Source organism: Streptomyces xantholiticus, assembly GCF_014651015.1.
Classification (GTDB): Bacteria; Actinomycetota; Actinomycetes; order Streptomycetales; family Streptomycetaceae; genus Streptomyces; species Streptomyces xantholiticus.
In genome coordinates this window covers 1-24,405 of sequence record NZ_BMWB01000035.1, presented here as the reverse complement: position 1 = coordinate 24,405, position 24,405 = coordinate 1, and the positions used below count along the sequence as shown (strand labels likewise).

At 67.3% G+C, this 24,405-nt stretch carries 16 protein-coding genes and 4 pseudogenes; 15 read left to right on the top strand and 5 right to left on the bottom strand.

Annotation, left to right across the window (positions count from 1 at the left end):
• The first annotated feature begins 90 nt into the window (after positions 1 to 90).
• Positions 91 to 7,203, top strand: coding sequence for a polymorphic toxin-type HINT domain-containing protein (locus IE198_RS31990; RefSeq protein WP_229834650.1), 7,113 nt, complete (start codon positions 91 to 93; stop codon positions 7,201 to 7,203).
• Between the two features lie 204 nt (positions 7,204 to 7,407).
• Complete coding sequence (locus IE198_RS31980) at positions 7,408 to 7,896, top strand: DUF4265 domain-containing protein (protein WP_229834670.1); 489 nt, start codon at positions 7,408 to 7,410, stop codon at positions 7,894 to 7,896.
• A 319-nt stretch (positions 7,897 to 8,215) separates the two neighbouring features.
• On the opposite strand, the pseudogene IE198_RS31975 reads toward IE198_RS31980, so the two are convergent.
• Positions 8,216 to 9,174 (bottom strand): annotated as a pseudogene (locus IE198_RS31975) (transposase); the annotation flags it as partial.
• On the opposite strand from IE198_RS31975, the gene IE198_RS37030 reads away from it, so the two are divergent.
• The gene (locus IE198_RS37030; protein ID WP_506417286.1) at positions 9,151 to 9,261 is read left to right on the top strand and encodes a toxin C-terminal domain-containing protein; all 111 of its coding nucleotides are present in this window, start codon (positions 9,151 to 9,153) and stop codon (positions 9,259 to 9,261) included. The pseudogene IE198_RS31975 and the gene IE198_RS37030 sit on opposite strands and share 24 nt — an antisense overlap.
• A complete protein-coding gene (locus tag IE198_RS31970; protein ID WP_229834647.1) occupies positions 9,230 to 9,718 on the top strand; it encodes a hypothetical protein in 489 nt (162 codons plus the stop codon). The genes IE198_RS37030 and IE198_RS31970 overlap by 32 nt, the downstream gene beginning before the upstream one ends.
• A gap of 277 nt (positions 9,719 to 9,995) precedes the next feature.
• Here IE198_RS31970 and IE198_RS31965 read toward each other — a convergent pair whose 3' ends face one another.
• Positions 9,996 to 11,081: a DUF2855 family protein gene (locus tag IE198_RS31965; protein WP_189893000.1), complete on the bottom strand. Its 1,086-nt coding sequence runs from the start codon at positions 11,079 to 11,081 to the stop codon at positions 9,996 to 9,998.
• A gap of 56 nt (positions 11,082 to 11,137) precedes the next feature.
• Here IE198_RS31965 and IE198_RS31960 point away from each other — a divergent pair, with 56 nt between their 5' ends.
• The 3 genes from IE198_RS31960 to IE198_RS31950 all read left to right on the top strand — a co-directional run bounded on the left by IE198_RS31960 (position 11,138) and on the right by IE198_RS31950 (position 14,310).
• The gene (locus IE198_RS31960) at positions 11,138 to 11,791 is read left to right on the top strand and encodes a TetR/AcrR family transcriptional regulator (RefSeq protein ID WP_189892998.1); all 654 of its coding nucleotides are present in this window, start codon (positions 11,138 to 11,140) and stop codon (positions 11,789 to 11,791) included.
• A 136-nt stretch (positions 11,792 to 11,927) separates the two neighbouring features.
• Positions 11,928 to 13,073, top strand: a complete 1,146-nt coding sequence (locus tag IE198_RS31955; RefSeq protein ID WP_189892996.1) for an acyl-CoA dehydrogenase family protein — start codon at positions 11,928 to 11,930, stop codon at positions 13,071 to 13,073.
• 301 nt (positions 13,074 to 13,374) lie between these two features.
• On the top strand, positions 13,375 to 14,310 hold the full coding sequence (locus tag IE198_RS31950; protein ID WP_189892994.1) for an enoyl-CoA hydratase/isomerase family protein: 936 nt from the start codon (positions 13,375 to 13,377) through the stop codon (positions 14,308 to 14,310).
• A gap of 442 nt (positions 14,311 to 14,752) precedes the next feature.
• Here the strand turns inward: IE198_RS31950 and IE198_RS31945 are convergent, their stop codons facing one another.
• On the bottom strand, positions 14,753 to 15,334 hold the full coding sequence (locus tag IE198_RS31945) for a protoglobin domain-containing protein (RefSeq protein WP_189892992.1): 582 nt from the start codon (positions 15,332 to 15,334) through the stop codon (positions 14,753 to 14,755).
• Between the two features lie 359 nt (positions 15,335 to 15,693).
• Here IE198_RS31945 and IE198_RS31940 point away from each other — a divergent pair, with 359 nt between their 5' ends.
• Positions 15,694 to 15,909, top strand: a complete 216-nt coding sequence (locus IE198_RS31940; protein WP_189892990.1) for a hypothetical protein — start codon at positions 15,694 to 15,696, stop codon at positions 15,907 to 15,909.
• 109 nt (positions 15,910 to 16,018) lie between these two features.
• Here IE198_RS31940 and IE198_RS31935 read toward each other — a convergent pair whose 3' ends face one another.
• A complete protein-coding gene (locus tag IE198_RS31935) occupies positions 16,019 to 16,963 on the bottom strand; it encodes a GlxA family transcriptional regulator (RefSeq protein WP_189893051.1) in 945 nt (314 codons plus the stop codon).
• A gap of 94 nt (positions 16,964 to 17,057) precedes the next feature.
• Here IE198_RS31935 and IE198_RS31930 point away from each other — a divergent pair, with 94 nt between their 5' ends.
• The 7 genes and pseudogenes from IE198_RS31930 to IE198_RS36230 all read left to right on the top strand — a co-directional run bounded on the left by IE198_RS31930 (position 17,058) and on the right by IE198_RS36230 (position 23,679).
• A complete protein-coding gene (locus tag IE198_RS31930; protein ID WP_189892988.1) occupies positions 17,058 to 17,651 on the top strand; it encodes an MBL fold metallo-hydrolase in 594 nt (197 codons plus the stop codon).
• A gap of 210 nt (positions 17,652 to 17,861) precedes the next feature.
• Positions 17,862 to 18,455: a hypothetical protein gene (locus IE198_RS31925; protein WP_229834644.1), complete on the top strand. Its 594-nt coding sequence runs from the start codon at positions 17,862 to 17,864 to the stop codon at positions 18,453 to 18,455.
• A gap of 718 nt (positions 18,456 to 19,173) precedes the next feature.
• A complete protein-coding gene (locus IE198_RS31920; RefSeq protein ID WP_189892986.1) occupies positions 19,174 to 20,349 on the top strand; it encodes a low temperature requirement protein A in 1,176 nt (391 codons plus the stop codon).
• Positions 20,350 to 20,636: 287 nt separating this feature from the next.
• Positions 20,637 to 20,933, top strand: a pseudogene (locus IE198_RS36450) (hypothetical protein); the annotation flags it as partial.
• 86 nt (positions 20,934 to 21,019) lie between these two features.
• Positions 21,020 to 21,298: a transposase gene (locus IE198_RS35820; protein WP_229834642.1), complete on the top strand. Its 279-nt coding sequence runs from the start codon at positions 21,020 to 21,022 to the stop codon at positions 21,296 to 21,298.
• Positions 21,299 to 23,217: 1,919 nt separating this feature from the next.
• Positions 23,218 to 23,544, top strand: a pseudogene (locus IE198_RS36830) (phosphotransferase family protein); the annotation flags it as partial.
• A 9-nt stretch (positions 23,545 to 23,553) separates the two neighbouring features.
• A complete protein-coding gene (locus IE198_RS36230) occupies positions 23,554 to 23,679 on the top strand; it encodes a hypothetical protein (RefSeq protein ID WP_268246517.1) in 126 nt (41 codons plus the stop codon).
• 115 nt (positions 23,680 to 23,794) lie between these two features.
• On the opposite strand, the pseudogene IE198_RS31905 reads toward IE198_RS36230, so the two are convergent.
• Positions 23,795 to 24,283: pseudogene (locus tag IE198_RS31905) on the bottom strand (IS701 family transposase); the annotation flags it as partial.
• Positions 24,284 to 24,405: the final 122 nt, after the last annotated feature.

Sequence of the window (24,405 nt, the reverse complement as noted above, 5' to 3'; positions counted from 1 at the left end):
CGGGACCCTCTGCAACGGGTCCCGGCCGCCCCACCGACACCTCCCCCAGCGCCGCCGCCTGGCCGGCCCAAGCCGAGAGTAGACATCCCCGTGTCCCTCCCCTTCCGCGTCCCAAGGAAGCCCCCATCGGCGCGTGCGCCACGAGCCGCACGCAGCACAGCACGCCTGCACGTCCCGGTCATCGGCGCCCTGGTGCTCGCCCTGTCCGTACCGGCGGGCCTGACACCGATCGCGGCGGCGGCTGAGCCACTGGGACGCCCCGACGTGCCGGGGCCGCGGGTCAGCAAGGTCGTACCCGCGCCGACCGGCGCCAAGGAAGCCCGCGAACGCGTCGCCAAGGCCAAGGCCGACAACGCCAAGCGCGCACAAACCGCCCGCGCCGAACGCGCCGTGACCTGGCCCAAACCCACCAGCCACACTCGAGACCTAGGGGCCAAGCCCGCCCCCACGGACCTCGTCCAGCTGCGTCCCGCCGCTCCCGCCAAGGCGAAGCGCGGCGCTGCGGCGCAGGCAACTACGGCGGCCCAGGGGACAGCGACGGTCGAGATCCTCGACCAGAAGGCCGCACGCAAGGCGCGCGTCACCGGAATCCTGTTCACCGCTGCCGCCGAGGTCCCCGGCAGCGCGCAGGTGACCATCGACTACCAGTCCTTCGCGTCCGCGGTGGGCGGCAACTGGGCCGGTCGTCTGGGCCTGGTCAGCCTGCCCGCATGTGCCCTGACCACTCCGCAGAGGCCTGCCTGTCGCAAGCAGACACCCCTGCAGTCCACCAACGACACCGCTGCCCAGACAGTCACCGCCCGCACCACCGTCACGGCGGCATCACTCGGCAGCGACCAGTCGGCCGCATCCGCCGACGCAGGACCGGCCACCATGCTGGGCACGTCCCAGACCGTGATGGCACTGACGGCCACCTCAGCATCCTCGGAACGGGGGGATCACGAAGCCACCCCACTGGCGTCTTCCTCCACCTGGGAAGCCGGCACGTCGTCGGGAGGCTATACCTGGTCGTATCCGATCGTCGTGCCGCCCGCCGTCGCCGGGCCAGGCCCTTCACTCGCGCTCTCCTACGACTCGGGCGCCATCGACGGCCGGACCGCGAACACCAACAACCAGGGATCCCAAGTCGGCGCGGGCTTCGACCTGACCTCGTCCTACATCGAACGCAAGTACGGCCCATGCCAGGACGACGGCCATGAAGGCAAGAGCGACCTGTGCTGGAAATACGAGAACGCCACGCTCGTCCTCAACGGCCAGGCCACCGAACTGGTCAAGGACGACACCACGGGAGCGTGGAGGCTCAAGAACGACGATGCCTCCAAGGTGACCCACAAGACGGGCGCCGACAACGGGGATGACGGTGACGACATCGTCAACGGCACGGGTGACGGCAAGGGGGAGCACTGGGTTCTCACCAAGGGTGACGGCACCACCTACACCTTCGGCCTGAACAAGCTGCCGGGCGCCGGTACCGAGCGCACCAACTCCGTCTGGACCGTCCCCGTCTTCGGCGACGACTCCGGCGAACCCGGATACAGCTCCGGCACCACCTTCGCCGGCCGGGCCAAGACCCAGGCCTGGCGCTGGAACCTCGACGTCGTCGAAGATGTCCACGCCAACGCCTCCACCTACTGGTACACGGCCGAGGCCAACCACTACGCCAAGAACGGCGACAAGACCAACCTTGCCGCCTACACCCGCGGCGGTTACCTCAAGCAGATCCAGTACGGCCAGCGCGCCGACACCCTGTTCACCGGCGTCACCGCCAGCAAGATCGACTTCACGTACGCCGAGCGCTGCACCGCCGCCGACTGCAGCTCGCTGAACGCGGACACCGCCGACAACTGGCCCGACGTCCCCTTCGACGCGATCTGCTCCGCCAGCGAGACCGACTGCATCGCCCACGCCCCGGCGTTCTTCACGCGCAAGCGCCTGACCGGCATCGACACCAGCGTCTGGTCCACCGCCCTCGAACCGGACGCGTTCAAGCCGGTCGACAGCTACAAGCTCACCCAGGAATTCCTCGACGGCCAGGACATCGGCAACAGCTCCGACCAGTCCCTGACGCTCAAGTCACTGCAGAGAACCGGGAAGAACGGCACCGCGATCACTCTGCCCGCGGTCGACTTCACCTACCACATGCGGCCCAACCGGGTCGACAGCCCGTCGGACAACATCGCGCCCGTGTCCATGCCGCGCCTCAACCAAATCGTCTCCGAGACCGGCGCGATCACCACGATCACCATGTCCGCCCCCGAATGCGTCATCGGCAGCAAGATGCCCGCCGCGGAGGACAACAACAACCTCTCCTGCTTCCCCGTCTACTGGCCCATCAACGCCGGCGACCCGGCCCTCGACTGGTTCCACAAATACAACGTCACAGCCGTCACCGTCTCCGACCCCGCCGGCAACAACGAAGCCCTCGAATACTCCTACACCTACGAGACCCCGGGCTGGCACTACAACGACGACCCGCTGACCAAAGAGAACGAACGCACCTGGTCAACCTGGCGCGGCTACCAGAAGGTCACCACCTACACCGGCGATAGCGCCCACCCCCGCTCCAAGACCGTGAAGCTCTTCATGCAAGGCATGCACGGCGACAAGCGGAAGGACGGTACCACCCGCACGGCCGTGGTCAAGGGCATCGACCTCGACAACGACCCGTCGATCACCACAGACAACCGCGACCTCGGCGACGCCAACGATCTCGACGTCTACGCCGGCCAACTGCGCCAGCAGATCACCTACAACGGCGCCACCGCTATCGCAAACACGTTCAACAGCATCTGGTTCAAGCAGACAGCAAGCCAGCAGAAGTCCTACGCCCACACCAAGGCCTACTTCGTCCGCACCAGCCGCACCTACTCAGACACCTACCTCACCGCCGCAAAGAAGTGGCGCACCGCCGTGACGTCGTACACCTACGACGACACCTACGGCATGCTCACCCGCACGGAGAACCACGGCGACTGGTCCAAAGCCGGCGACGAGACCTGCACCCGCACCTGGTACGCCCGCAACCCCGACGCCGGCCTGACCAGCCTCGTCTCCCGCACCCGAACGGTCGGCAGCGCCTGCCTCGCCTCCGGTGCACTGATCACCGACGACCAACTGAACCTGCCCGCAAACTCCGACACGCCGGGCGACATCCTGTCCGACACCGCCCTCGTCTACGACACCCCGAACGCCACCGGCTGGATCGCCGACCAGACGCCCAGCCTCGGCCTGCCCACCTGGACCGGTCGCGCCAAGGCCTACCCGGCACCAATCGGCACCGCAGACCGGCACCCCGCCGTCAACGGCGGCTGGCAAACCATCTCCCACACCACCTACGACACCGCCACCAGCAAGCTCGGCCGACCGATCTCCATCACCAACGCCGACGGCAAAACGTCCACCACCGCCTACTACCCGGCAGCAACCGGTCCGCTGACCGGGGCCATCATCACCGGCCCCGCACTCGCCTCCAACGGACAGACCCATAAGGCCTACACCTACTTCGACCCCGCCCGCGGAACCATCACCCGCAGCCTCGACGCCAATCTGAAGAGGACAGAGCGCACATACGACGCCCTCGGGCGCCTCACCGCAACCTGGCTGCCCAACCGCGACAAGTCGGCCGGCTACAGCGCCTCCGTCACCTACGCCTACCACCTCGCCCGCAACGCCGAACCCTGGACATCCACCTCCACCCTCAAGGCGGACGGCACCACCTACCAGACCAGCTACGCCATCTCCGACTCACTGCTCCGCCCCCTGCAGACCCAGATCCCCTCCCCTCTGGGCGGACGCATCCTCACCGACACCCGCTACGACTCCCGCGGCCTCGCCTATGAGACGTACGGCGACATCTACGACAACGCCAACGCCCCCAACGGCACCTACACCCGCGCCTCCTACGCCCACACCCCAGTCCTGAACCAGACCACCTTCGACGCCGCAGCCAGGCCAACCACCTCCAGCCTGCTCGTGCTCGGCGTCAAAAAGTGGGAAACCACCACCAGCTACACCGGCGACTCGGTCGCCAGCACAGCCGTCCAGGGCGGCACCGCGACCCGCGCCGTCACCGACGCGTTGGGCCGCACGACCGAAACCCGTACCTACTCCGGCACCAGTCCAGCAGACACGCAGTACGGCGCGGCCACCGGCACCTCGTACGCCAGCATCGCCTACGCCTACAACAGAGACGGCAAGCCGGCTCAGATCACGGGCCCGGACAACGCCAAGTGGACCTACGTCTACGACCTGTTCGGACGGCAAATCCGCGCAACCGACCCGGACAGCGGCACCCGTACCACCACCTACACCGCCCTCGACCAGACGGCGACGACCACCGACGCCCGCGGTAAGTCACTGCATTACAGCTACGACGAACTCGGCCGCAAGACCGGCCTGTGGCAGACAGCGAAGACGGACGAGAACAAACTCGCTGCCTGGACCTACGACACCCTTCTCAAGGGACAACCGGCCGCATCCACCCGCTATGTCGGCGGAGTCACCGGCGAGGCCTACACCAAGAAGGTCACCGCCTACGATTCCCTCGGCCGTGCAACCAGTACAGAGCTGAGCCTGCCCGCCGATCATCCGCTGGTCGTGTCCGGCGCCATATCCGCAACCACCACCTTCGGCACCGCCTACCGGGTCGACGGCACGATAAGCAACGTCAAGGAGCCCGCCGCCGCAGGCCTCCCGGCCGAGATCGTCTCGCCTAAGTACAACAGCTACGGCCTGCCCATAGAGCTCTCCGGCACCTCGAGCTACCTTCTGGGCGTCAGCTACACCGCACTCGGCCAGGTCCAGCAGATGACCCTGGGCACCTCTGATGCCTTCGGCATCAAGAAGGCCTATCTCACCAACAGGTTCGAGGAAGGCACCGGCCGGCTCCTGCAGTCCATGGTCACGGACCAGACCCACCCCTGGACACTGCAAGACCTCAACTACACGTACGCACCAGCCGGAAACGTCACCTCCATCTCCGACCCCTCCACACTCGGCGGCACATCCGAAGCCGACCACCAGTGCTTCACCTACGACGGTCATCGCCGCCTCACCGAAGCCTGGACCCCCAAGACCAACGACTGCTCGACCACCGGACGCACCACCGCCAACCTCGACGGCCCAGCGCCCTACTGGACCAGCTACACCTACAACACCGCCGGACAGCGCACCACAGAAACCCAGCACACCACCAGCGGGAACACCACCCGCACCTACTGCTACAGCGACACCCGCACCCACGCTCTGACCGCAACCACCACCGGCAGCTGCACCGGAGCAGCCGCCCAGTACACCTACGACGCGGGAGGCAACACGACCCGCCGCGTCGAGAAGACCGGTAGCACGACCAGCCAGGACCTCGACTGGAACAGTGAGGGCCAACTCAGCCGACTCACGGAGGGCACATCCAGCACGGACTACCTCTACGACGCGGACGGCGAACTTCTCATCCGCCGCACCGTCGGCGGCGAGACCATCCTCTACCTGGGCTCCACCGAGGTGCACGCCACCGGCACCAAGCACTGGGCGAACCGCTACTACACCGTCGCCGGCACCACAATCGCCCTACGCAGCAACGAAGACGGGACATCAAAACTGTCCTGGCTGGCCGGCGACCACCACGGCACGCAAACCCTCGCCCTCACCGCCGACGACGCTCAAACCATCAGCAAGCGGTACACGACCCCCTTCGGCGCTGAACGCGGCACCCCGACCGGGACCTGGCCCGACGACAAGGGCTTCCTCGGCAAGACCGAGGACGACACCACCGGCCTCACACACATCGGCGCCCGGCAATACGACCCGAGCCTTGGGCAGTTCATCAGCGTCGACCCCATCCTGAACACCGCCGAAGCCCAGTCCGTCAACGGCTACAGCTACGCAGGAAACAACCCGACGACCCTCGCAGACCCGACCGGCTTGGACTACGGCTGCGGAGGCGGAGCATGCGAATACGCATCCGACGGAAGCAACAAGAAGCCTCACGACGAAAGTAAGCCGGACGCACCCCGGCATTCCAACGGAGGACTTGGCCGACCCGGAAGCCAGCCCAAACCAGCCGCCCCAAGCACCGAACTGGGTGAAGACATCATCTTCGGCGATCACACCGAAGCGGGCCCGCCCCCTGAGGAAATCGTCATCGACTGGTCCGACGCGCTCTACTACGGCGACCGCTACGGAAACTATCTGACCAGCCTGCCGTCCGGGCAATGGATGCTCTGCCTCGGAAAGGCCGGGGGCTGCTACAACTACAACGGTTCACTGCCGGGCAGGGATCCCCTCGAACCCTGGCAAGCGATCGCCCTGATGATCATCGAATCCGTCATCGTCCCCGGAAGCGCCGCCAAGAATGTCCCACGGATCATTAATGTGGCCAAGGGCGCAAAGGCTGTAAAGAATGGAAAGCGCGCTTCAGACTGCTTCAAATGCTTCCTGGCCGGCACCGACATCCTCATGGCCGATGGGGGCACCAAGAACATCGAGGACGTGGAACTTGGAGACAAGGTCCTGGCCACAGACCCCCGAAGTGGAGAATCCGGGGCCCGAGAAGTAACCCAGCTCATCGTCACTGAGCACGACAAGCACTTCAACGAGCTGACCCTTGCCACGAAACAAGGCTCGCAAAAGCTCACGGCAACACACGAACACCCCTTCTGGTCACCATCCGAAGACCAATGGATCGAAGCGGGACGGCTTCGCCCGGGCATGACACTGCTGTCAGTCGACGCCAGCCCCATAACCGTGGTGCAGAACCGTGCCTACACCCAGCGAGCTCGCACCTACAACCTGACGGTCGACGACCTGCACACGTACTATGTACTCGCTGGCGAGACACCGGTCCTTGTGCATAACAGCGGCCCCTGCTCTGCCGCCCGTTTCGAGGTCAACTCGAATGGCGTAGTAACTGATCTCCAAGCTGACATGTCGCGGGCTGGCAAGGCTTTCACGCCCAAGGGTAAAAGGGAGGTGCTCGCGAAAAATAGGGGCGTCAATGGCGGGAAGACGGTCTGCGATGACTGCCAGATAGAGACCGTTCCGGCCACTCAATCGCGAAGTGGAGTTCCTGTGAATCGTCAGGAAACCCGCGTTGACCATATCTGGCCGCAGAGTTTGGGTGGCCCGGGGTCTCTGTGGAATGGACGCGTTACCTGTTACTCGTGTAACGAATTTTGGCTCGATACGCCAAAAGGCCCACTTAGGTAACTGGGCGATCCATGTAATCAAGCATCGTTTCGAGAGCGGCGGGCGGCGGGCTCAACTCCGCCTAACCAGGGTTTGAGGGCGAGCTGATTGCTCCCGCTGGCTGTGAGGGCGCCCTGGTGGTGGTGCGGGTGGTAGTCGCTTGGCGTGACGCCCACCCGCCCCGCCTACCACCTGCCGCCTTGGGTGCATACTGGTGGAGTGACGATGCCTGAGGGTGAAGTGAACGATCGGGTCCGAGTTGTATTCCAGCTCGAACAGAACGATGGATGGCCCCCCGTGGCCAGTGAGAGACTGTGGGCCATTCCGGTGGATGTCGATCTAGTTCGAATTGATAACGTGCCGTGGTTCGTGCGAGACCTCGCGCTAAATGACATCGTAAGGACCCGCACGGACGCCCGTGGGGCTTTTGCGGCGGTTGGGAAAGTTTCCTGGTCGGGGAACTGCACAGTGCGCATCATTCCCTACGGGTCGGGCCGGTTTGCAGGAGACCCCCAGGGGGTTGTAGATATCTTCTCGCCGCTGGGAGTACATGCTGAAGCGATTGAGAAATTCGGCATGATTGCTCTCAGCGTGCCGCCTTCGGCAGATATTCCCGGTGTAAAGGGGCTCCTCATTCAAGGCTCTGAAGCCGACTGGTGGGATTACGAGGAATCCTGCATCGGTAATGTTTGGGTAGGCGCAAACCCACGCTAGCTTCGATCTTTCGTGACGGTCCGTCGGTTTCTTCGGCGGGCCGTTTCGGTTGTTCAGGCTGGTCGTGGTCAGGATGATGGCCCGGCTGTCGCGTCGGGTGGCCGCCGGGTTCCACGTCTCGATCAGGGAGGTGCTGCTGGCAGGGACGGGAACGCGCTTGTCAGCCCGGGTAAACGCCCATCCACCGACCGGGGGGTGCCTCGGCTATGCCGGTACAGGGACTGTAAATCGTTAGGCCCTGTCTCACATTCGGTTGTGACGGAGAGCGACGCTAACCGAGTAGGATGCGGTGGCGGAGAAGGCTGAAGCATGCCCGACCCTACATCTGGCGCGCGATCAGCTTGGTCTTGGTCTTGAGGCTTTCGGTTCCGCCGTTGTGGTACGAGAGTGTGAATGCGGCGATCACAGCGTCACGGTCGCGCTCCAAGCCCCGGGTGAAGGCGTGCAGATGCGGCAGAGCGGCTGCGCGGACCTGGGCGATCCAGAGTCCGAGCGTGTCGGCATTTCCCGGGCGGGCTTCAAGAGCTGGGCGAAGCTCCCGATACGGGCGGCCAGTTGGGTCATTTCGGGGCAGGCGGCGGTGAGCCGGGCCAGGAGGTCGTGATGCTCGGCCTTGAGGTTGTCGGGCCTGGTGAGCAGCATCCGGGCGAGCCTGCGGGCGGTGATGTGGCTGCGGTCGGCGTCCACGCGGCCTTGGTTGATGTACCTGTGCAGGAGGTTGAGGCAGCCGGTGAAGCCGAGGGCTTTGATCTCGTCGAAGAGGTGCTGGACGGGGACGGCGGGGTCATCGGCCCGGCGTTTGCGCAGGTGTTCGCGGTAGGGGTCGACGAGGCCGGCACGGTACTTGGGGACGCGGAACATGCGCTCGGGCTGGTCGGCGCGGGCGTAGCGTTTGACGGTGTTCAGGGCCAGTTGCAGGCGGCGGGCGCATTCGAGCAGGCCCACGCCCCGGTCGAGCAGGTCGTGGACCTGATGCCGGCGTTCCAGGGTGGTCTGTGCGCGGGGCCCGTCGTAGAGGGGCGCGTCCAGCACGGTGGCCCAGCAGGTGCTGTGCGCCTTGACCTCGCTCAGGGCGGCTGCGCACAGGTTGTGCCACAGATGCCACCGGTGGGCGACCTGCACCGCGTCGGGCAGGCCCGGCGGATGGCCTCGGCGTAGGTGGTTGAGCCGTCGCGGCGTACGACCTCGATGCCCTGATGCTCGCCAGGCTTCCAGGGTGTCGGCCGTGCGGTCGGCCAGGACGTCGATCCGCTCATGCGTCTCGGTGTCGATGGCCATAACGTGACGGACGGCTGGAAGATGTTCAACCGCAGAGGACAACGGATCGGAACTTATGACCCAGATCTCAACTACCTCAAGGAATAGTGAATTCTCAATCGAGGTGATCGACGATCCGGTTGCGGAGGGTGCGGCCCCGTCATCCTCCGATGCTGTCGCCAGGATCAGGGTCGGCAGCTTCATGGAGACGTTCCTGATGGATCTGAGCTTCTGGTCGGCGGATGAATACCGTAGAAGCTGGGAGCGTGCCCTGAGGGAACTCGAACGCTCCGAGAAAGCGACCTCTTGCCTGATTGCTTCGATCACTGATCCGGCAGCCAGTAACTTCATTTCTTGCTGGCCAATGTATCGCGACGGAGACGTGATCCATGTCAAGAATTCGCTCATCTTTCTGGATGAGCTCGATGAACCGTTCGACCCGCAAGAACCGTGGCGGCACGTAGAGCCTCGCTGCGAAGTCGACGAGGACGGGAATCGCATCTCCGAATGGATTACGAGCGCGTCCCAAGTGCGGCAGTTCCGTGAGTCTTCCTGGGGTTTGTGAAAGCATGCAAGCGCAAATATGAAGCTCCGCCAGATTGTCTCTGGCGGAGCTTCTGTGCGTCGTGACGGCAGTAGTTGACGGCAACGTCAGCGGACAAGGGCAGCGCAGGGTGACGGTTCGTCGCCGTCGGCATTGAGTGTCTTGGCGTTCGTCGGGCCGTCGAGCGCGGTGCTGAGAGCATCGATGGCCTGGCGTTGGAGACACCTCTGGAGCGACGGCGTCGCCCAGTCGGCATCCGGCGGGGCGCTGCTCCACACGTCGAGCGCAACGGCGATCGCTACGGGGTGATGATGTGCCCGGTGCGCGGCGAGGTCTGCCCTGATTGGACCTCGTGCCAGACCCGCTCGAGATTCTGCGGGCCGTCGCTGTGCACGATGTCGACCCACCCCTCGGCCACGGGCAGGAACTCCTTCCACGACTGGGCGAAGCGGTGGTCCAGTCCTTCTCGCCCCCAGTCGCCGATCCGCTTGCGCATCTGGTCGGGGGCGAAGAACATGCCCGGCCCGGTCTCTGCAAGGGTGCCGGCGGGTGCGGGTTCCTGGTTGGTGATGCCGACGACGACCTGGTGCACGAGCGAGTCGCCGAGGTGGGCGCCGAGCCGGGCGGACAGCTGTTCGTCGCCCGCGAAGTCGGCGTACAGCGTCTGTGTGCGCGGGAGCCGGGAGACGTCCTCGTAGGTCAGCACCCGGTCGTAGCAGCCGAGGCCCTCGGTGAAGGCGAGGTTGCGCGGGGAGGTCAGGCCGACCACCTCGCACCCCTGTCCCTGGAGCAGGTGGGCGGCGCCGTAGGCCGTCTTGCTCGAGGCGGACGACAGGACGATGGTCTTCGCGCCCAGCCAGGCGTTGTCGAGGAGCCAGTCGGCCAGCATGAAGGAGGTCCAGAACAGCGGGCGGTACAGAACGTGAAGGTCCTCCCGGCCCACCTCGTAGGCGAGGTCGCCGGTGGTGAGGGCGTAGGCGTTGTAGGGCCGGGGCAGTGGTCGGCGATGGGGGCTGGCCTCGCGGAAGCCGCGCTCGTCGACTCGGTCGGGGCGCACCAGCAGGTGGCTCGCGGACGGGAAGTAGCCGTAGTAGCGGCTGCCGGTCTCGATGCCCTCGACCCGGGAGGCGACGACGTCGGCGAAGCCCCAAAGGGGGACGATGCCCCAGCCAGCGCGGGGCGCGGGGAAGAACTCCCAGTAGCGGAACGAGTCGCCGAGTGCGGCGTAGGTGACGTTGTTGGCGGTCAGGCCGACCCGGTCGACGCGCAGCAGCGCCTCGCCGTCCCGCACGTGCGGGACGGGGGCGTCGGCGAGCTCCGCGGTGGACAGGTCGTCGCGGCGGACGAGCAGATTCCAGGCGGTGGTAGCGGTGGTGTTGTCCATGGCCCGCAAACTACGTGAATCCGGATTCGGATTCAACCATGGTTTAGGATGCACCCATGCCTTCCCCTGACTCCGGAACCGGACAGCCCGCGCAGCCCCGGCCGGCCGGGACCCGTACCCGGCGCGGCAAGCGCACCCATGACGCCCTGGTGGCCGCGGCCCGGCGGATCTTCGAGCGGGACGGCTATCTGGACGCCCGCATCGTCGACATCGCAGCCGAGGCGAAGGTGGCCACCGGCAGCTTCTACACACACTTCTCATCCAAGGAGGACGTGTTCGCCGCCGTCCTCGAGCGGCTGCGGGACGAGATGCTGCACGCGGGAGTCAGCGACGGCGGCGACGGCGAGCGAAAGGACCTGTGGCGAGGGGTCGAGGACGCCAACCGCGCCTACCTGGAGTCCTATCGCCGCAACGCCGGCCTCATGGCCGCCATGGAACAGGCCGCCGCCGTCGACCCGCAGTTCGTGCGAATGCGGCTGGAACGGTCGCGCGTGTTCATCGACCGCAGCGCCGCCGCCATAGCCCGCCTCCAGCAGTCGGGCCTCGCCGACCCGGAGCTCGACCCGGACGTCACCGCCCGGGCCTTGAGCGCGATGGTCAGCCGCCTGGCGTACGCGACCTTCGCCCTGGGCGAAGCGGTTCCCTTCGACACGCTCGTCGAGACCGTCACCAAGCTCTGGACGAACGCGCTGTGCATGCCGCGGGACTGAGCCCGGCACCGGCGCGCCCTGTGATCCGACTCATAGCGGGGCGTCACGGCCGGTGGTTGACGGCGGCGCCGCGCACCCGCAAGGTTGACCGCCAGCAGGGTGAGCAAGCGCTTAGTCAACTGAGAGGTGGCCGACCATGAAGCGCCGCATGTTCGAAGCGGATCACGAAGCCTTCCGGGCTTCTGTACGGGAGTTCCTGCACCGCCATGTCCACCCGCGTACCGAGGAGTTCATCGAGGCGGCCGCGATCCCGCGCGACATGTGGATCGAGGCCGGCAAGCAGGGTTTCCTGGGGCTTGAAATCCCCGAGGAGTACGGGGGCGGTGAGGCGCGCGACTATCGGTACAACACCGTGCTGGCGGAGGAGCTCGCCAAGGTGACCGCGGCACTCTCCTCCTGCCTGGGCATCCACACCGACATCGTCGCCCCGTACCTGGTGGATCTGACCACCGAGTGGCAGAAGCGCCGCTGGCTGCCCGGCTTCTGCTCCGGGGAGATCGTGACGGCGATCGGGATGACCGAGCCCGGCGGCGGCTCCGATCTCGCGGCCCTGCGCACCACCGCGGTGCGGGACGGTGACACCTGGGTGCTCAACGGGTCGAAGACCTTCATCACCAACGGCTACTCGGCCGACCTGGTCGTGGTCGCCGCACGGACCAGTCCCGAGAAGAAGGCCCGTGGCATCACCCTGTTCGGCGTGGAGACGGGGATGGAGGGGTTCACCCGGGGGCGCAAGCTCGACAAGGTGGGGCAGACCGAGTCCGACACGGCGGAGCTGTTCTTCGACAACGTCCGGGTACCGCACGCCCATGTGATCGGCGAAGTCGATCAGGGCTTCGCCCACATGATGGAGCGACTGCCCCAGGAACGCCTCGGAGCGGCGGTCTCCAACCTCGCGCACGCCGCGCAGATCCTCACGGAGACCATCGAATACACCAAGCAGCGCAAGGCGTTCGGCCAGGCGATAGGCTCCTTCCAGTACAACAAGTTCCTGCTCGCCGAACTGGTGACGCAGCTGGAGGTGGCCCAGGCGTTCGTCGACCAGGCGGTCATGGCACACAACGACGGCGAACTCACCGCCGTGGACGCGGCGAAGGCCAAGTGGTGGTCCGCGCAGGTGCAGAACGACGTGCTCGACGCCTGCGTCCAACTGCACGGCGGCTACGGCTTCATGAACGAGTACCGGGTGGCACGGGCCTGGCGCGACGCCCGGGTCACCAAGATCTGGGCCGGCTCCAACGAGATCATGAAGGAAATCATCGGCCGCGACCTCGGTCTGTGACCGCACCGCTTCCAGGGCCGCACGCTGCGTCCGAATAGCTGGCTCGCCGACGCATTCCGGATCCAAGCGTTCGCAGCCCTCGGTGCCTCGCCCCGGGTGCGCCCGTACGACGACAGGAACGCGCCCGCGAGGTCGGCCACAACGCCGCCTTCCGCCAGGTCGGCAACCGTCTCGTCGGCATCCTCCACGGCTGCCTCGAAACCTGCACCGCCTACGACGAAGCGACCGCCTCGTCGCACCATGCCCGCTTCCATGCCGCTTGACACCGAACGACATGGGGTGTCTGACCCGGAGAGGCAAGATGACGAAGAAGACCGTCCTCGTCGAACAACATGACAACGTCCTGGTGGCACGGCTCGACAGCCCGCCGTCCGCGCTGATGACCCGCGAGATGGTCCTGGAACTCGGGGCGCTGGTACGCCGTGCGGACGGTGATCCGAGCGTGGGCGCCGTTGTGCTCACGGGCACCCACTCGTCGCGGTTCCTCGCCCACTTCGATGTACGGCTGATCCACGGAGGCGCCAAGCGATCTCCCAAGTTCCGGGCCTCGGTCATCCGCGTCGGGCTCCGGGCCACCGGCGCGGTTCTCAAGGCGCCGGGTGGCAGTGCACTGCTTGCCCGCTCCCCGCTGGTGGGGCTCATGGCCTGGGAGCAGATGAAGGACGTCTTCCATGCGATCGAGACCTCGTCGGCCGTCTGGGTTGCGGCCCTGAACGGGGACACGGGTGGTGGGGGCTGCGAGCTGGCTCTGGCCTGCGACTACCGCTTCATGGCTGACGGCCCCTATCGCATCTCCCAACCGGAGATATTCCTCGGGTTCCCGCCCGGTTCCGGCGGCACCCAGCGGCTGGCGCGCCTACTGGGCGGACGCCGGGCACTGCAGATCTCTTTGGAGGGCACGCCCATCAGCCCGACCGACGCCCGTGAGATGGGCCTGGTGGACAGAGTCGTACCGCCCGACGCGCTGCTCGATGCGGCCATCGAGCACGCCGCCCAGCTGGGCCGACGGCCGAAAGCGGCCATCGGGGCCGTGAAGCGAGCCGTCCGTGAGGGAGGCTGCCTTCCGCTTGAGGAAGGGCTGCGGTTCGAGGGCGCCGAGTGGCTGGCGACCACAACGACAACGGAGTCGCTGGAAGCCCAGCGTGCGTACCTGGCCCGCACCAAGGAGCTAGGTGACGTTGCCGGCCTGGACCCCGCGACGCTGGAAGAGGCCATGGCGCGCGGGCGGTTCGCCTGACCTGCTCGTCATGGACGGCTCCAGTGGTGCTCGACAGGGCTGCCAGGCCCGCCCGCTGCGACTCGTCCAGGACCGACCCGGCCCCTGGGGCGCAGCCGATGCGCTGCGCCCCGGCGGCGGCGGGGGAGTGGCACCTGCGCGCAGCCGGGAACGCCCGCCGGAAAGCGAGTCGGACCCATGACCCACAGCCTTCTCTCTACGTCCTCCCAGGTCGGGGCGCCGAGGGGGAGGGGCCTGTTCAATGCTGTCGGGTGTGCGTGCCGCGCCTTGGCTGTGTCGGTCACCGGCCGCACCCGTCGGTTCGTTCCGTTGCCTCGTTCCCACACATTCGGGGCGCGATCGGGGTTGACGCGGAAGGCGCTCTCGATGTCATCGTGTTGCCGGTCCTGGCTGCCGCCCGCACCATGGCGCACAGGCTTCGGTTCTTGGCAGGACGGTTCGATCACCATGTGTCGGCGGCGTACGGCTGGAGCCAAAGGGCGGTCTGCAGCGTCACCGATTTGAACCAGGCTTGGTACATGCGCTCCACAGTCCCCTCGTCGTGGCCCTTGTTCGCCAGGAACGGGCGGATCGTGGCAGTGATGGGGTAGATGAACGCCACCATGTAGCGCAGGGGGATATGACGTACGGATGCGGCTTGGTCGGTTTGGTTCTTCTTGTCCTGTGTGTGGCGGAGTCCGATCTCGTGCGCGTAGGAGAGCCACTCCTCGTCGTGGGGACGACGGCAGGTGTCCATGATCCACTGGCCGAATCGCTGCCGTACACGCGCCAGGTAATCGTCCAGGACCCTTCCATCAGGGGTGGCGAAATAGGCTACGAGGTGCGGATGTGAGGCCACGAATCCGTACCAGACGTCCAGGATGTCCTCAACCTGGTCCTCCAGCACGTCTCCCGCCATGCGCAGGTCCTGCACGTCATCGGCGGTGAACAGAACAGTCGCTTCCAGCTTGGCCAGCTCGTCCCTCGAGACGGGACCGGGTGGAGTGGAGCCGTACGCGTAACCGGCTGGTGGTTGCGTGGTCATGGGGATCGCCTCTCCTGTCAGTCGTGGTCCTATTGAATGCGTCATCACATGGGAGATGGAGAACGGCCACCCGATTGCAGCGTGTCGGACGAACCTGTTGATGCCTCGCGACACAGCCGGCCCCGCCCCGCAGGGCCCGGTGAAGGGCGGGCAGGTGGTCGACCTGATGGCCCACCCTCAACGCACGCGATGCCATGTTCAACGAGCCAGGAACGGGGCAGCCCGCCGACAGGTGATGACGACGCAGTGAGTCTGGACCTGAACAACTACGAACTCCTCCGGCCTGCATCACTGTTCGTGTCCGAAGGAAGCGGGCGCGTCCTTCAGGCCGAGAACTGCTCATGGGAGGACCGGGCGACATGGCTCACGACGGAGGCCCTGGCCGGCACGACAGCGGTCGCCGACTTCGAGGAGGTGCCCGCCACACCACCAGCGGCCTTCCGGCATGCTCGCCGCCGACGCCGGGCACTGTCTACGACCCGGACGCCGACGACGTCGTCCGGCCCGAACTCACCCGCCGCGCAGGCGGCGCCCTCGCCGCGTTCCTCGCGCACGCCCGGTCCCGAACGAGCTGACCTCACGCTCCGCTGTCCGCCAGACCCCCAGCACCCGCCGGGCCGCAGCCAGGTTTCTGCGGGAGTGGGAGGCGGCCCTGCTCGGAGCGGCGCTTGCTCGCCTTGTTCGTCACGGCGTGTTCGTGAAGGAACGGCGGTAGGAGCGGGGCGGCACTCCCCGGCGGCGCACGAACTGTTCGCGCAGGACGGCCGCACTTCCGTATCCGACGCGGTGGGCGATCTCCTCGACCGGCAGGTCCGTGGTCTCCAGGAGCTCCTCGGCGCTGCTCAGGCGCAGGCTCCGCAGCCAGGCGTGGGGGGTGGTGCCGGTCGCGGCGGTGAAGCGGCGGGCGAAGGAGCGTTTGCTCATCACGGCACGCCGGGCCAGTTCCGCGACGGGAAGCGGCTCATGGAGGTTCTCGCGGGCCCACGCGAGTACCTCGGCGAGACGCTCGTCGCGGCAGTCTTCGGGGACAGGGGCGGCCAGGTACTGAGCCTGCCCGCCGTCGCGGTGGGAGGGCAGCACCACGTCCCGGGCAACAGCGTTGGCCATCGCGGCTCCGTACTCCCGCCTCAGCAGGTGCAGGCAGAGATCGAAGCCCGCGGCGGCTCCCGCGCCCGTGATGATGCGTCCTTCGTCGATGTAGAGGGCGTCGGGTTCAACGATGACGTTGGGGTGGCGGCGGGCGAGCAGTTCGGCGAACCGCCAGTGGGTGGTGGCCCGCCGGCCGTCGAGCAGTCCGGCGGCGGCGAGCGCGAAAGCGCCGACGCAGTGGGCCGCGACCAGTGAGCCGCGTTCGTGTGCGGCCGACAGAGCATCGAGCACGGCGGGAGCGGGTGGTGTGCGGAAGCCGGCACATGGCAGGGCGATCACCAGATCGGCCAAGGCGAGCCGATCCAGGCCGTGCGTGATGGTGAGCGGCACGCCGAGGTCAGTGGGGACCGGTCCGGGCCGGTCGGTGCACAGGGCGAAGTCGAAGCCGGGCAGTGTCTCGCCGTGCGGGCCGAAGACCTCGGTAACGATGCCGACGGCGAGCATGCCGACTCCGGGCGGGGTGTACGCGGCGACGGTCATGAAGGGAGGCACACGTGCAGTGTGGCACCAATCCTGCGATCAGCGGCAGCTGTGCCACTCGTGAACGATCCGCCTACCCACAAGGATTGAGGCCATGACAGACGCACCGCTCGGCCGCAGCGCCGTGTACACGATCCTGACCACCGGATATGTGGGCTCCACCGGCCCCGGAGTCGCCGCCACCGTCTCCTACGTATCCGACGCCGGCCGGCATGTGATCTTCGACCCGGGCATGGTGGCGAGTCGCGACCGCATCCTCGCCCCGCTCGACGAGTTGGGGCTCGGTCCCGACGACATCACCGACGTGGTGCTCAGCCACCACCACCCGGACAACACCATGAACGTGGGCCTGTTCGGACGGGCCCGGGTGCACGACCACCACGTGGAGTACCTCGGCGATCAGTGGAGGAACCGGGATGCGGAGGGTTACGAACTCACCCCGTCGCTACGGCTGATCCGCACTCCGGGCCACAGTGCCGAGGACATCACACTGCTGGCGGGCACGGACTCGGGCGTGGTCGCCTTCGCCGGTGACCTGTGGTGGCACGCGGACGGCCCGGCGGACGACCCAGTAGCCCCCGACCGTGAGATGTTGCGCGCCTCCCGGCTCCGGGTGATGACCGCCGCGGACCTGATCGTGCCCGGCCACGGCGGCCCGTTCAGGGCGGACGACACCACGCCACGCTAGCCGCTCTGTTCCGGTGTGGGCTGCGCAAATTCTGTTCAAGCTTCGGCGACACGAACTGCCCGGTCGTCGGAGTTCGCCGGCAATCGGTCAATCGGTCTTCCGGGTCGCTGTGCCGGGTTATCCCGACCCAGGGACCGCGTGAGGTCAGAAACTGGGCGCCAGAGCCCCGGCCAGGGATTCGGGCGGGAAGGCTGCCGGTTGCTCAACAGCATGTACGCCGCCAACCGCATACTCGACGGCGACCCCTTCTACATGAAGATCCCCCCTGACCAAGGAGCCCATCCGATGCAGCTTGTCGCCGAGTACAGCGTCACCGCCCGCCCCGACCGCGGCATCGTCCAGGTCTATGACGCAGACGACTACCTCGGCGACGAGCTGGCCCTTCAAGCAGCCCGCGACCACGTCGTTGCCGGCCACGGCTACCACCTCTACCTGCACTCCCTGCAGCCTGACATCCGGGTCCACGTCACCATTCGCCTGTGGGACACCCCGCCCCCACCCCCCGCTGACGCCGACGGCCACACCACCGTCACGCTCGACTCCAAGACCGGCATCCTCGTCATCAACCAGTTCACCCTCGGCCCCGCCGGAGAGATGACCCTGCCCCAGCCTGGCGTCTACGAAGGCACCGCCTGGTGGAGCGGTCGGCAAGCCTGCGCCGACTACTACACCGAAACCCTTCAACAGATCGACGAACACTGGGAGCCGGAGCGCATCACGCAAGCCTGGGCCAACTGCCCCACCCCTGAGCGGTACGTTCTCGACCTTGCTCGCACAGCGCCGTCTGCGGTGGAAGACGACTGATACCGCGCCTCGTCCCACTCGGGGCGGCATCCCTCGGCACCTGGAGCATGCCGCCCCGTCGGCGTTCCTACTGTCAAACAGGGCGCCTGAGCGGCGCGGTTTGACGTCGCCCGCGCCATGGGCCTGGTCTCCTTCGACCCCCGCGACACACCTCGCGCTCCCGCCGCGCCGCCCTCGCCTCAACCCAGGCCTTCCACAACACCCACGGCCACCTCGGCACCCGCCACCACCCCCGTCGGCGCCTGGCTCGCCGAACAACGCTCCATCTGCAGCACACCACCGGGCGGGCTTCGACAGCGGGACCGGGCCGGTGACCAGCAGCGGAAGAAGGAGACGGTACCGGTGTGGCGGTGTCGGCGGGCGAGCAGGGCCGAGACCCGGTGTCGTGCTGACCGTCGAGAATGTCGTCCGCAATGACTTCGAGCATGGCCCGGTGGTCGTTGCGGGCGCTCTTGGGGCCGGTGCCGGTCCGTCTCGGCCCGCGCGAGACGGTTTACGCGGCGCTGGAGGCGGCGTACCGCGAGGCGGCGCTGCGCCAGGTGGCGTACCGGCAGTGGCCGTGCGGTACAAGAGCCCGCTGCTGCACGCGTCGGCGGCGTGGCCTTGAGCGACGGTGAACGCGCGGATCCGATAGGTATCGTTCGGCGCGTGTTCGGCCGCACTGGGCGCCGTATGCGGAGGGGGAGAGTCTGTGGCTATAGGTAGAGAGCGTTCCCGGATGATTGCCACCGATGACAGTCACCGGGTGACGCCGGCCGAGTTGTTCTTCGACTTGGTGTTCGTGTACGCGATTACACAGGTCACCGCACTGATGGCGGCCGATCCGACGCCACTGCGGCTGCTCGGCGCGACCGTGGTGCTTGCCCTGCTGTGGTGGTGCTGGTGTTGCTTCGCCTGGCTGGGCAATGTGGTGCGAGCCGACTCCGGCGCGATGTTTACCGTGCTGGTCGCGGTGATGGTGGTCGTGCTGGTCGTCTCACTGACCGTGCCGGAGGTGTACGCGGACTTGTCCGGCGGCTTGTACGCGCCGCTGGTGTTCGTACTCTGCTACGGCGCGGTCCGGGTCCTCCACCTGGTCTCCTACTGGATCTCCAGCCCCGGTGACGACGCACTCCATGCCACACTGCGCCGGACCGCATTGCTGTCCGTTGCACCGCCCTTCGTGCTGCTTCTGGTCGGCAGCACCCTGACCGGCATCGCGCAGACCCTGGTCTGGCTCGGCGCGGTCCTGATCGACTACTGCGGCATCTACGTCACGGGGGCGTCGGGTTGGCGGGTGGCGTCGCCCGCGCACTTTGCCGAGCGGCACGGCCTGATCGTGATCATCGCCCTGGGGGAGTCGATCGTCGCGATCGGAGTGGGCGTGTCCGGCCTCCCCATCTCCGTGCCGGTGCTGGCTGCGGCTGCCGCCGGGGTGATGGTCGTCGCCGGACTGTGGCGACTGTACTTCCGGCAGATCAGCGAGAGGGCCGAGCACCGGCTGACCACGCTGGACGGCGACGCCCGCACGCGGCTGGCACGCGACGTCTACACCTTCCTGCACCTGCCGCTCGTCGCGGGAGTCGTACTCACTGCGCTGGGCATGAAGAAGGCGCTCCACCAGGTCGCCGACAGCAAGCACTACGACCTGTCCGAGCCGCTGCACGGGCTGGTGGCCTGGGCGCTGGCCGGGGGAGTGGGCGTGTTCCTGCTGGCGGCGGCGGCGATCCTGCTGCGCACCGACGGCCGCAGGTCCGCGGTCCTGGCGATCGGAGGGGTGGGCTGCTTGTGCGCGGGCGTGGTGGTCGTCCTGATCCCCGCACTGCTCGCCCTGGGGCTGCTGGCGGCCGGGGTGACGGGAGGGGCGGTCCTGTACAGGCGGAGGGCGGGCGGGACTCTTCGTACGCCCGCCTGACGAGCGCGTGCATGGTGGGCGCCGGCGGGGTGAAACCGCGATCGTTGATCATGGTTTGCGTGGTGGGGGCTCGGGCGCGTGCAGCAATCATCCGAAGCCGGCAAATCAGTCGCCGGATGTGATGGCTGAACTCATGGCCCAAATCGGCCTGTTGCGGCACGAGCGGCACCAGGCCGCGCTCGCGTCGCGGGCCCCGGGCGGTCGGGGCCGCGGCGAAGCACAAGCCGGTCTTCGTCGACCGGCTGCTGGCCGCCCTCGTCCACCTGCGGCACGGCGTCACGCACGATGTGCCGCCTGCTGGTTCGGTGTCGACCGCTCCACCGTCACGCGCGCAATCGGCGACGTCCGGCCGTGGCCGGCGGCGCGCGGTTGCACCGTCGCGCCGGGCACCGGGCTGCGTATACCCTCGCCGAGGTCATCGACGATCTCGGCGCGAGCGGACAGACCAGATCATCGACGGCACCGAGACCCGGGTGCGCCGCCCGGCCGCGGGACGCGAGGACCGGGAGAAGTGCGTCTCCGGCAAGAACAAGCAGAACGCCGTCACGTCCATGGCCGTCACCGACGCGCACGGGAAGCTGCTGTTCTGCAGCGCCGCCCAGCCGGCCAGTTGTGCCGACATCACTCATGCCCGAAAGTCAGGCCCAAGCTGCTTGCGGACGGGCCTGCCGTGGAGATCCTCGCCGACGCCGGCTACCAGGGGCTCGGTGCCCAGACGGGCGGTCGAGTGGCGACACCGCCGCACCGCAAGGTCAAGAAGAACGCCCTGGACTGGTACGAGGAGATCGACGAACGCCGGCGCAAGGCTCACTCCTCCCGCCGCGTCAGGGTCGAGCACGGCATTGCACACCCGAAGAACTGGCGAGCCCTCGCCCTCCACCACGGCCGCCGCGAGCACATGACCGACACCATCGAAGCCATCGCCGGACGATGGTCTTCCCCCTGGTGACCGGGCCGGAGATGATCAGCCCTCGCCGGGCGCCGGCCTGCTGGCGCCGGTTGACCAGCAGCAGCCTCCTGACCGTGGTGAACACCGCGTCCATCGCGGGGTGAGCATGACGGCGAACTCCGAGTGGTAGTCCTCGCGCTCTGCTTGTGACCAGGCGGGGTCGTCCGCCGCACGGACGGGCGCCGGCAGGGCGTCGACGAACGTGGCCCACCCCGTCCAAGTGGTCGGCGAAGCAGGCAGCGCGAGCGGTGTGCTGGCCGTGTCGACTCTTCAAAGGCGTTGCAAGCCCGGACCGCGGCCTGAGGCGCCGGAACCCTGCCGCCGGCCGGCCGCCGGTTGCCTTTCCGTCCGGCTAGCCCCCTGTGACGGCTCAGCCCCGTGTGACGCTCAGAAGCTGTGTCTGAGCCCTGCATGACAAAGGGCAGGGTGTTCACGAGTGGGCTCGACCTGTGGGGCCGACGCGCGTTGAAGGCCTTTCCCTGTCTCAGCGGTGATCGTTGACCGAGAGCGTTGAGAGGGTTGCATGCGAGTCGGTGGCCTTGCCGTCGTCGGCAATAGGTACGCAAGCGAGGGGGAGGCACGCCACAATCTCCGTGTGGATCAGGGGATAGCGGCGATGGCTGCGGGTGTTTTTGGTGTGATCGGAGCCGCGATTGGGGGTGCTGCGGCGGCCTGGGGCGCACGGACGGGGGCAGAGCGAACTGCGCGGGCCGCACAACAGCAGGTCCGCGACCAAGCCACCGCTGAGCACGCTCATTGGCTGCGGCAACAACGTCTCGAAGCCTATGAAGGCTTCATGCGTGCGTACGACAGCTTCGCGCGTGTGGCCACCGATGCCCTCCGCGCTGCCGAAGAGCGCGGGTCGCGAAGTGAACGGTCCGGTCGTGATGTCCAGCTCGCGGAGTGCCTGCCGTCGGCGAGCGAGGTGGAGGCGTTGGGGGAGCAGGTGCGTGTCATGGTCGAGCGATCCGCGCGCATCTCGGTCCTTGGTCCCTCGTCTGTAGAGGAGTGCGCGGCGGAGTTGACGAGAGCCGCGGGACTCGAGCACCAGCGGTATGCCGCCCAGCGGGAGCAACGCTCGGATGCGCCCTCTCAGCAGGGCGTGGCTTGGGACGAAGTGCGGTCACAGACAGCCCACCGCGAGCGATTCTTGGCGGCTGCCCGGCAGGCCCTGGGCACTCGCCCAGACCTCAGGTCAGCGGGCCAGCGGCATGATTGACCTGCAATTCCCTTTGCTCCCACCGCCTGGGCGGGCGTCCGGCCCACTTGGTGACTGAATGGGCAAGGAGGGGCTGCCCCGGCTGAGGCTGGTCGTGGTCACGGACGACGACACCGGGCCGCGGCTGTGCCGCGGGTGCGGAGGTCCGCTGATGCCGACGGCGAAGGCGGCGGCGGTGTTCTGCTCGTCCGCCTGCCGGTCGCGGCATTGGCGGCGGATGCGGCGGACACGGGCGAGGACCGAGGCGGTCCAGGCCGGGTTGATGTCCAGCTGCCTGGAGTGCAGGGTGTCCTGGACCGTAGGCGTCGAGCATCCCGTCTCGGCAATCTCCTGCTCTCCCCGCTGCCGCAAACGGGCCTGGCACAGGCGGCGCACTGGGCAGCGCGGGATGTGAGACCGTGGATCCGGCGGCCACGAGGCTGCTCCACGCGCCGGGGACACACGCCCTTTCAGGCGGCCGGAGGGCGTTCGGACGGTGCGAAGTAACCGGTTGCCAGGGCAAGTTGGCGGCCTGGATAGGGTGCCGCCCCCGGGTCGGCCTGTGGGGGTGGTGTCCGATTGCCCGAGATGATCGGCCGTGTGACCCGGGAACGCTACGACGAGCTGGTCAAGCTGGGGGACTGGGTGACAGACATGTACCGGGCGGAAGCCGCCGCCAACCAAGCACTGCCGACCGGGATCGGTCCCGGCTGCTCACCTCATTCGAAAGCGACGGACGGATGGGGTTGGCCTTGGGCTTCATCACCGGCCGCCACCCCGACCTGACGCCCGTTCCCCAAATCTGCAGCCCGTCATCGACGCGATCGGCCGGCTCCACGACTCGCTGATCCCGTGCCCGCTCCCCGACGCCCCCGAGATCGCCACCAACCCGGTCCTTGAAGACGCGGCCGAGCATTGCGAACTGCTGACCGGCGGCACGCTGCTCCACTGCGACCTACACGCCGACAACCTCCTGATCGCAGAGGACAACCGGATCCGGGTCATCGACTGGGCCTGGCCACACCGTGGTCCAGCCTGGATCGACACCGCGTTCCTCGTGCCACAGCTCATCCTCGCCGGACACACGGCCCCAGAAGCCGAGAAGTGGGCCACTCTCATCCCCGCCTACGAGCAAGTGAGCAGCCAAGCGGTCAGCGCCTTCGCTTCCGCGCTGACCACATGATGGGCCCGCCGAGCAGACCAGGGGTCCCCGCAGCTGCGCGCGTACCGAGCCCGGGCGGTCGATGCCGGCAGGGCCTGGGTCACCTACCTGAACCGCTGAACCGCTGGTGTGGCTTGCGTTCCTGGCGGTCGGCCGCCTCGGGCGTGTCCCAGCCGGCAGGCAGGAAAAGGCGCCAGGACAGCGGGCACGAGGCGGTGTCGGAGACAGCATGAACACTGACGCCGATCCGGCAGTTGCCGACCTTGCCCAGAGTGCCCGAGTAGGGGCGGGTCACCCCGGGCGAGGCAATGCCGTCCTCGGGAAGGCCCGTGTCGTCCACCACCCACGCCTGCGGCCGGACCACCTTCGCGGCCCGCCAGGCCAACCTGGCCCGTACCTCTTGAACGGGCCAGGTCGAGGACGTCATGAACTGCTGCAACTGCTGGTGATCGATACCGAGGCGTTCGGCCATCGGCTGCATCGACTTCCGCCGCCCGTCCAGCAACAGCCCCCGCAAGTAGAGCGAGCCCTTGGCACGCTGATCCCGCCGGACCAACGGGGCGAACACCTCAGAGGCGAACCCCTCCAACTGGAAGCGCACCGCAGCAAGTTCCCCAGCCCTCATACAGCCAGCGAACTACCGAACACAAGCCGTGACAAGAGCAGCTAACAAAGCACTACTAGTGTCCTGCGCCAGTAGTTGATCGTTAGTTTTTGTGTGACTTCTGCTGCTGGTGCGTCAGTTCC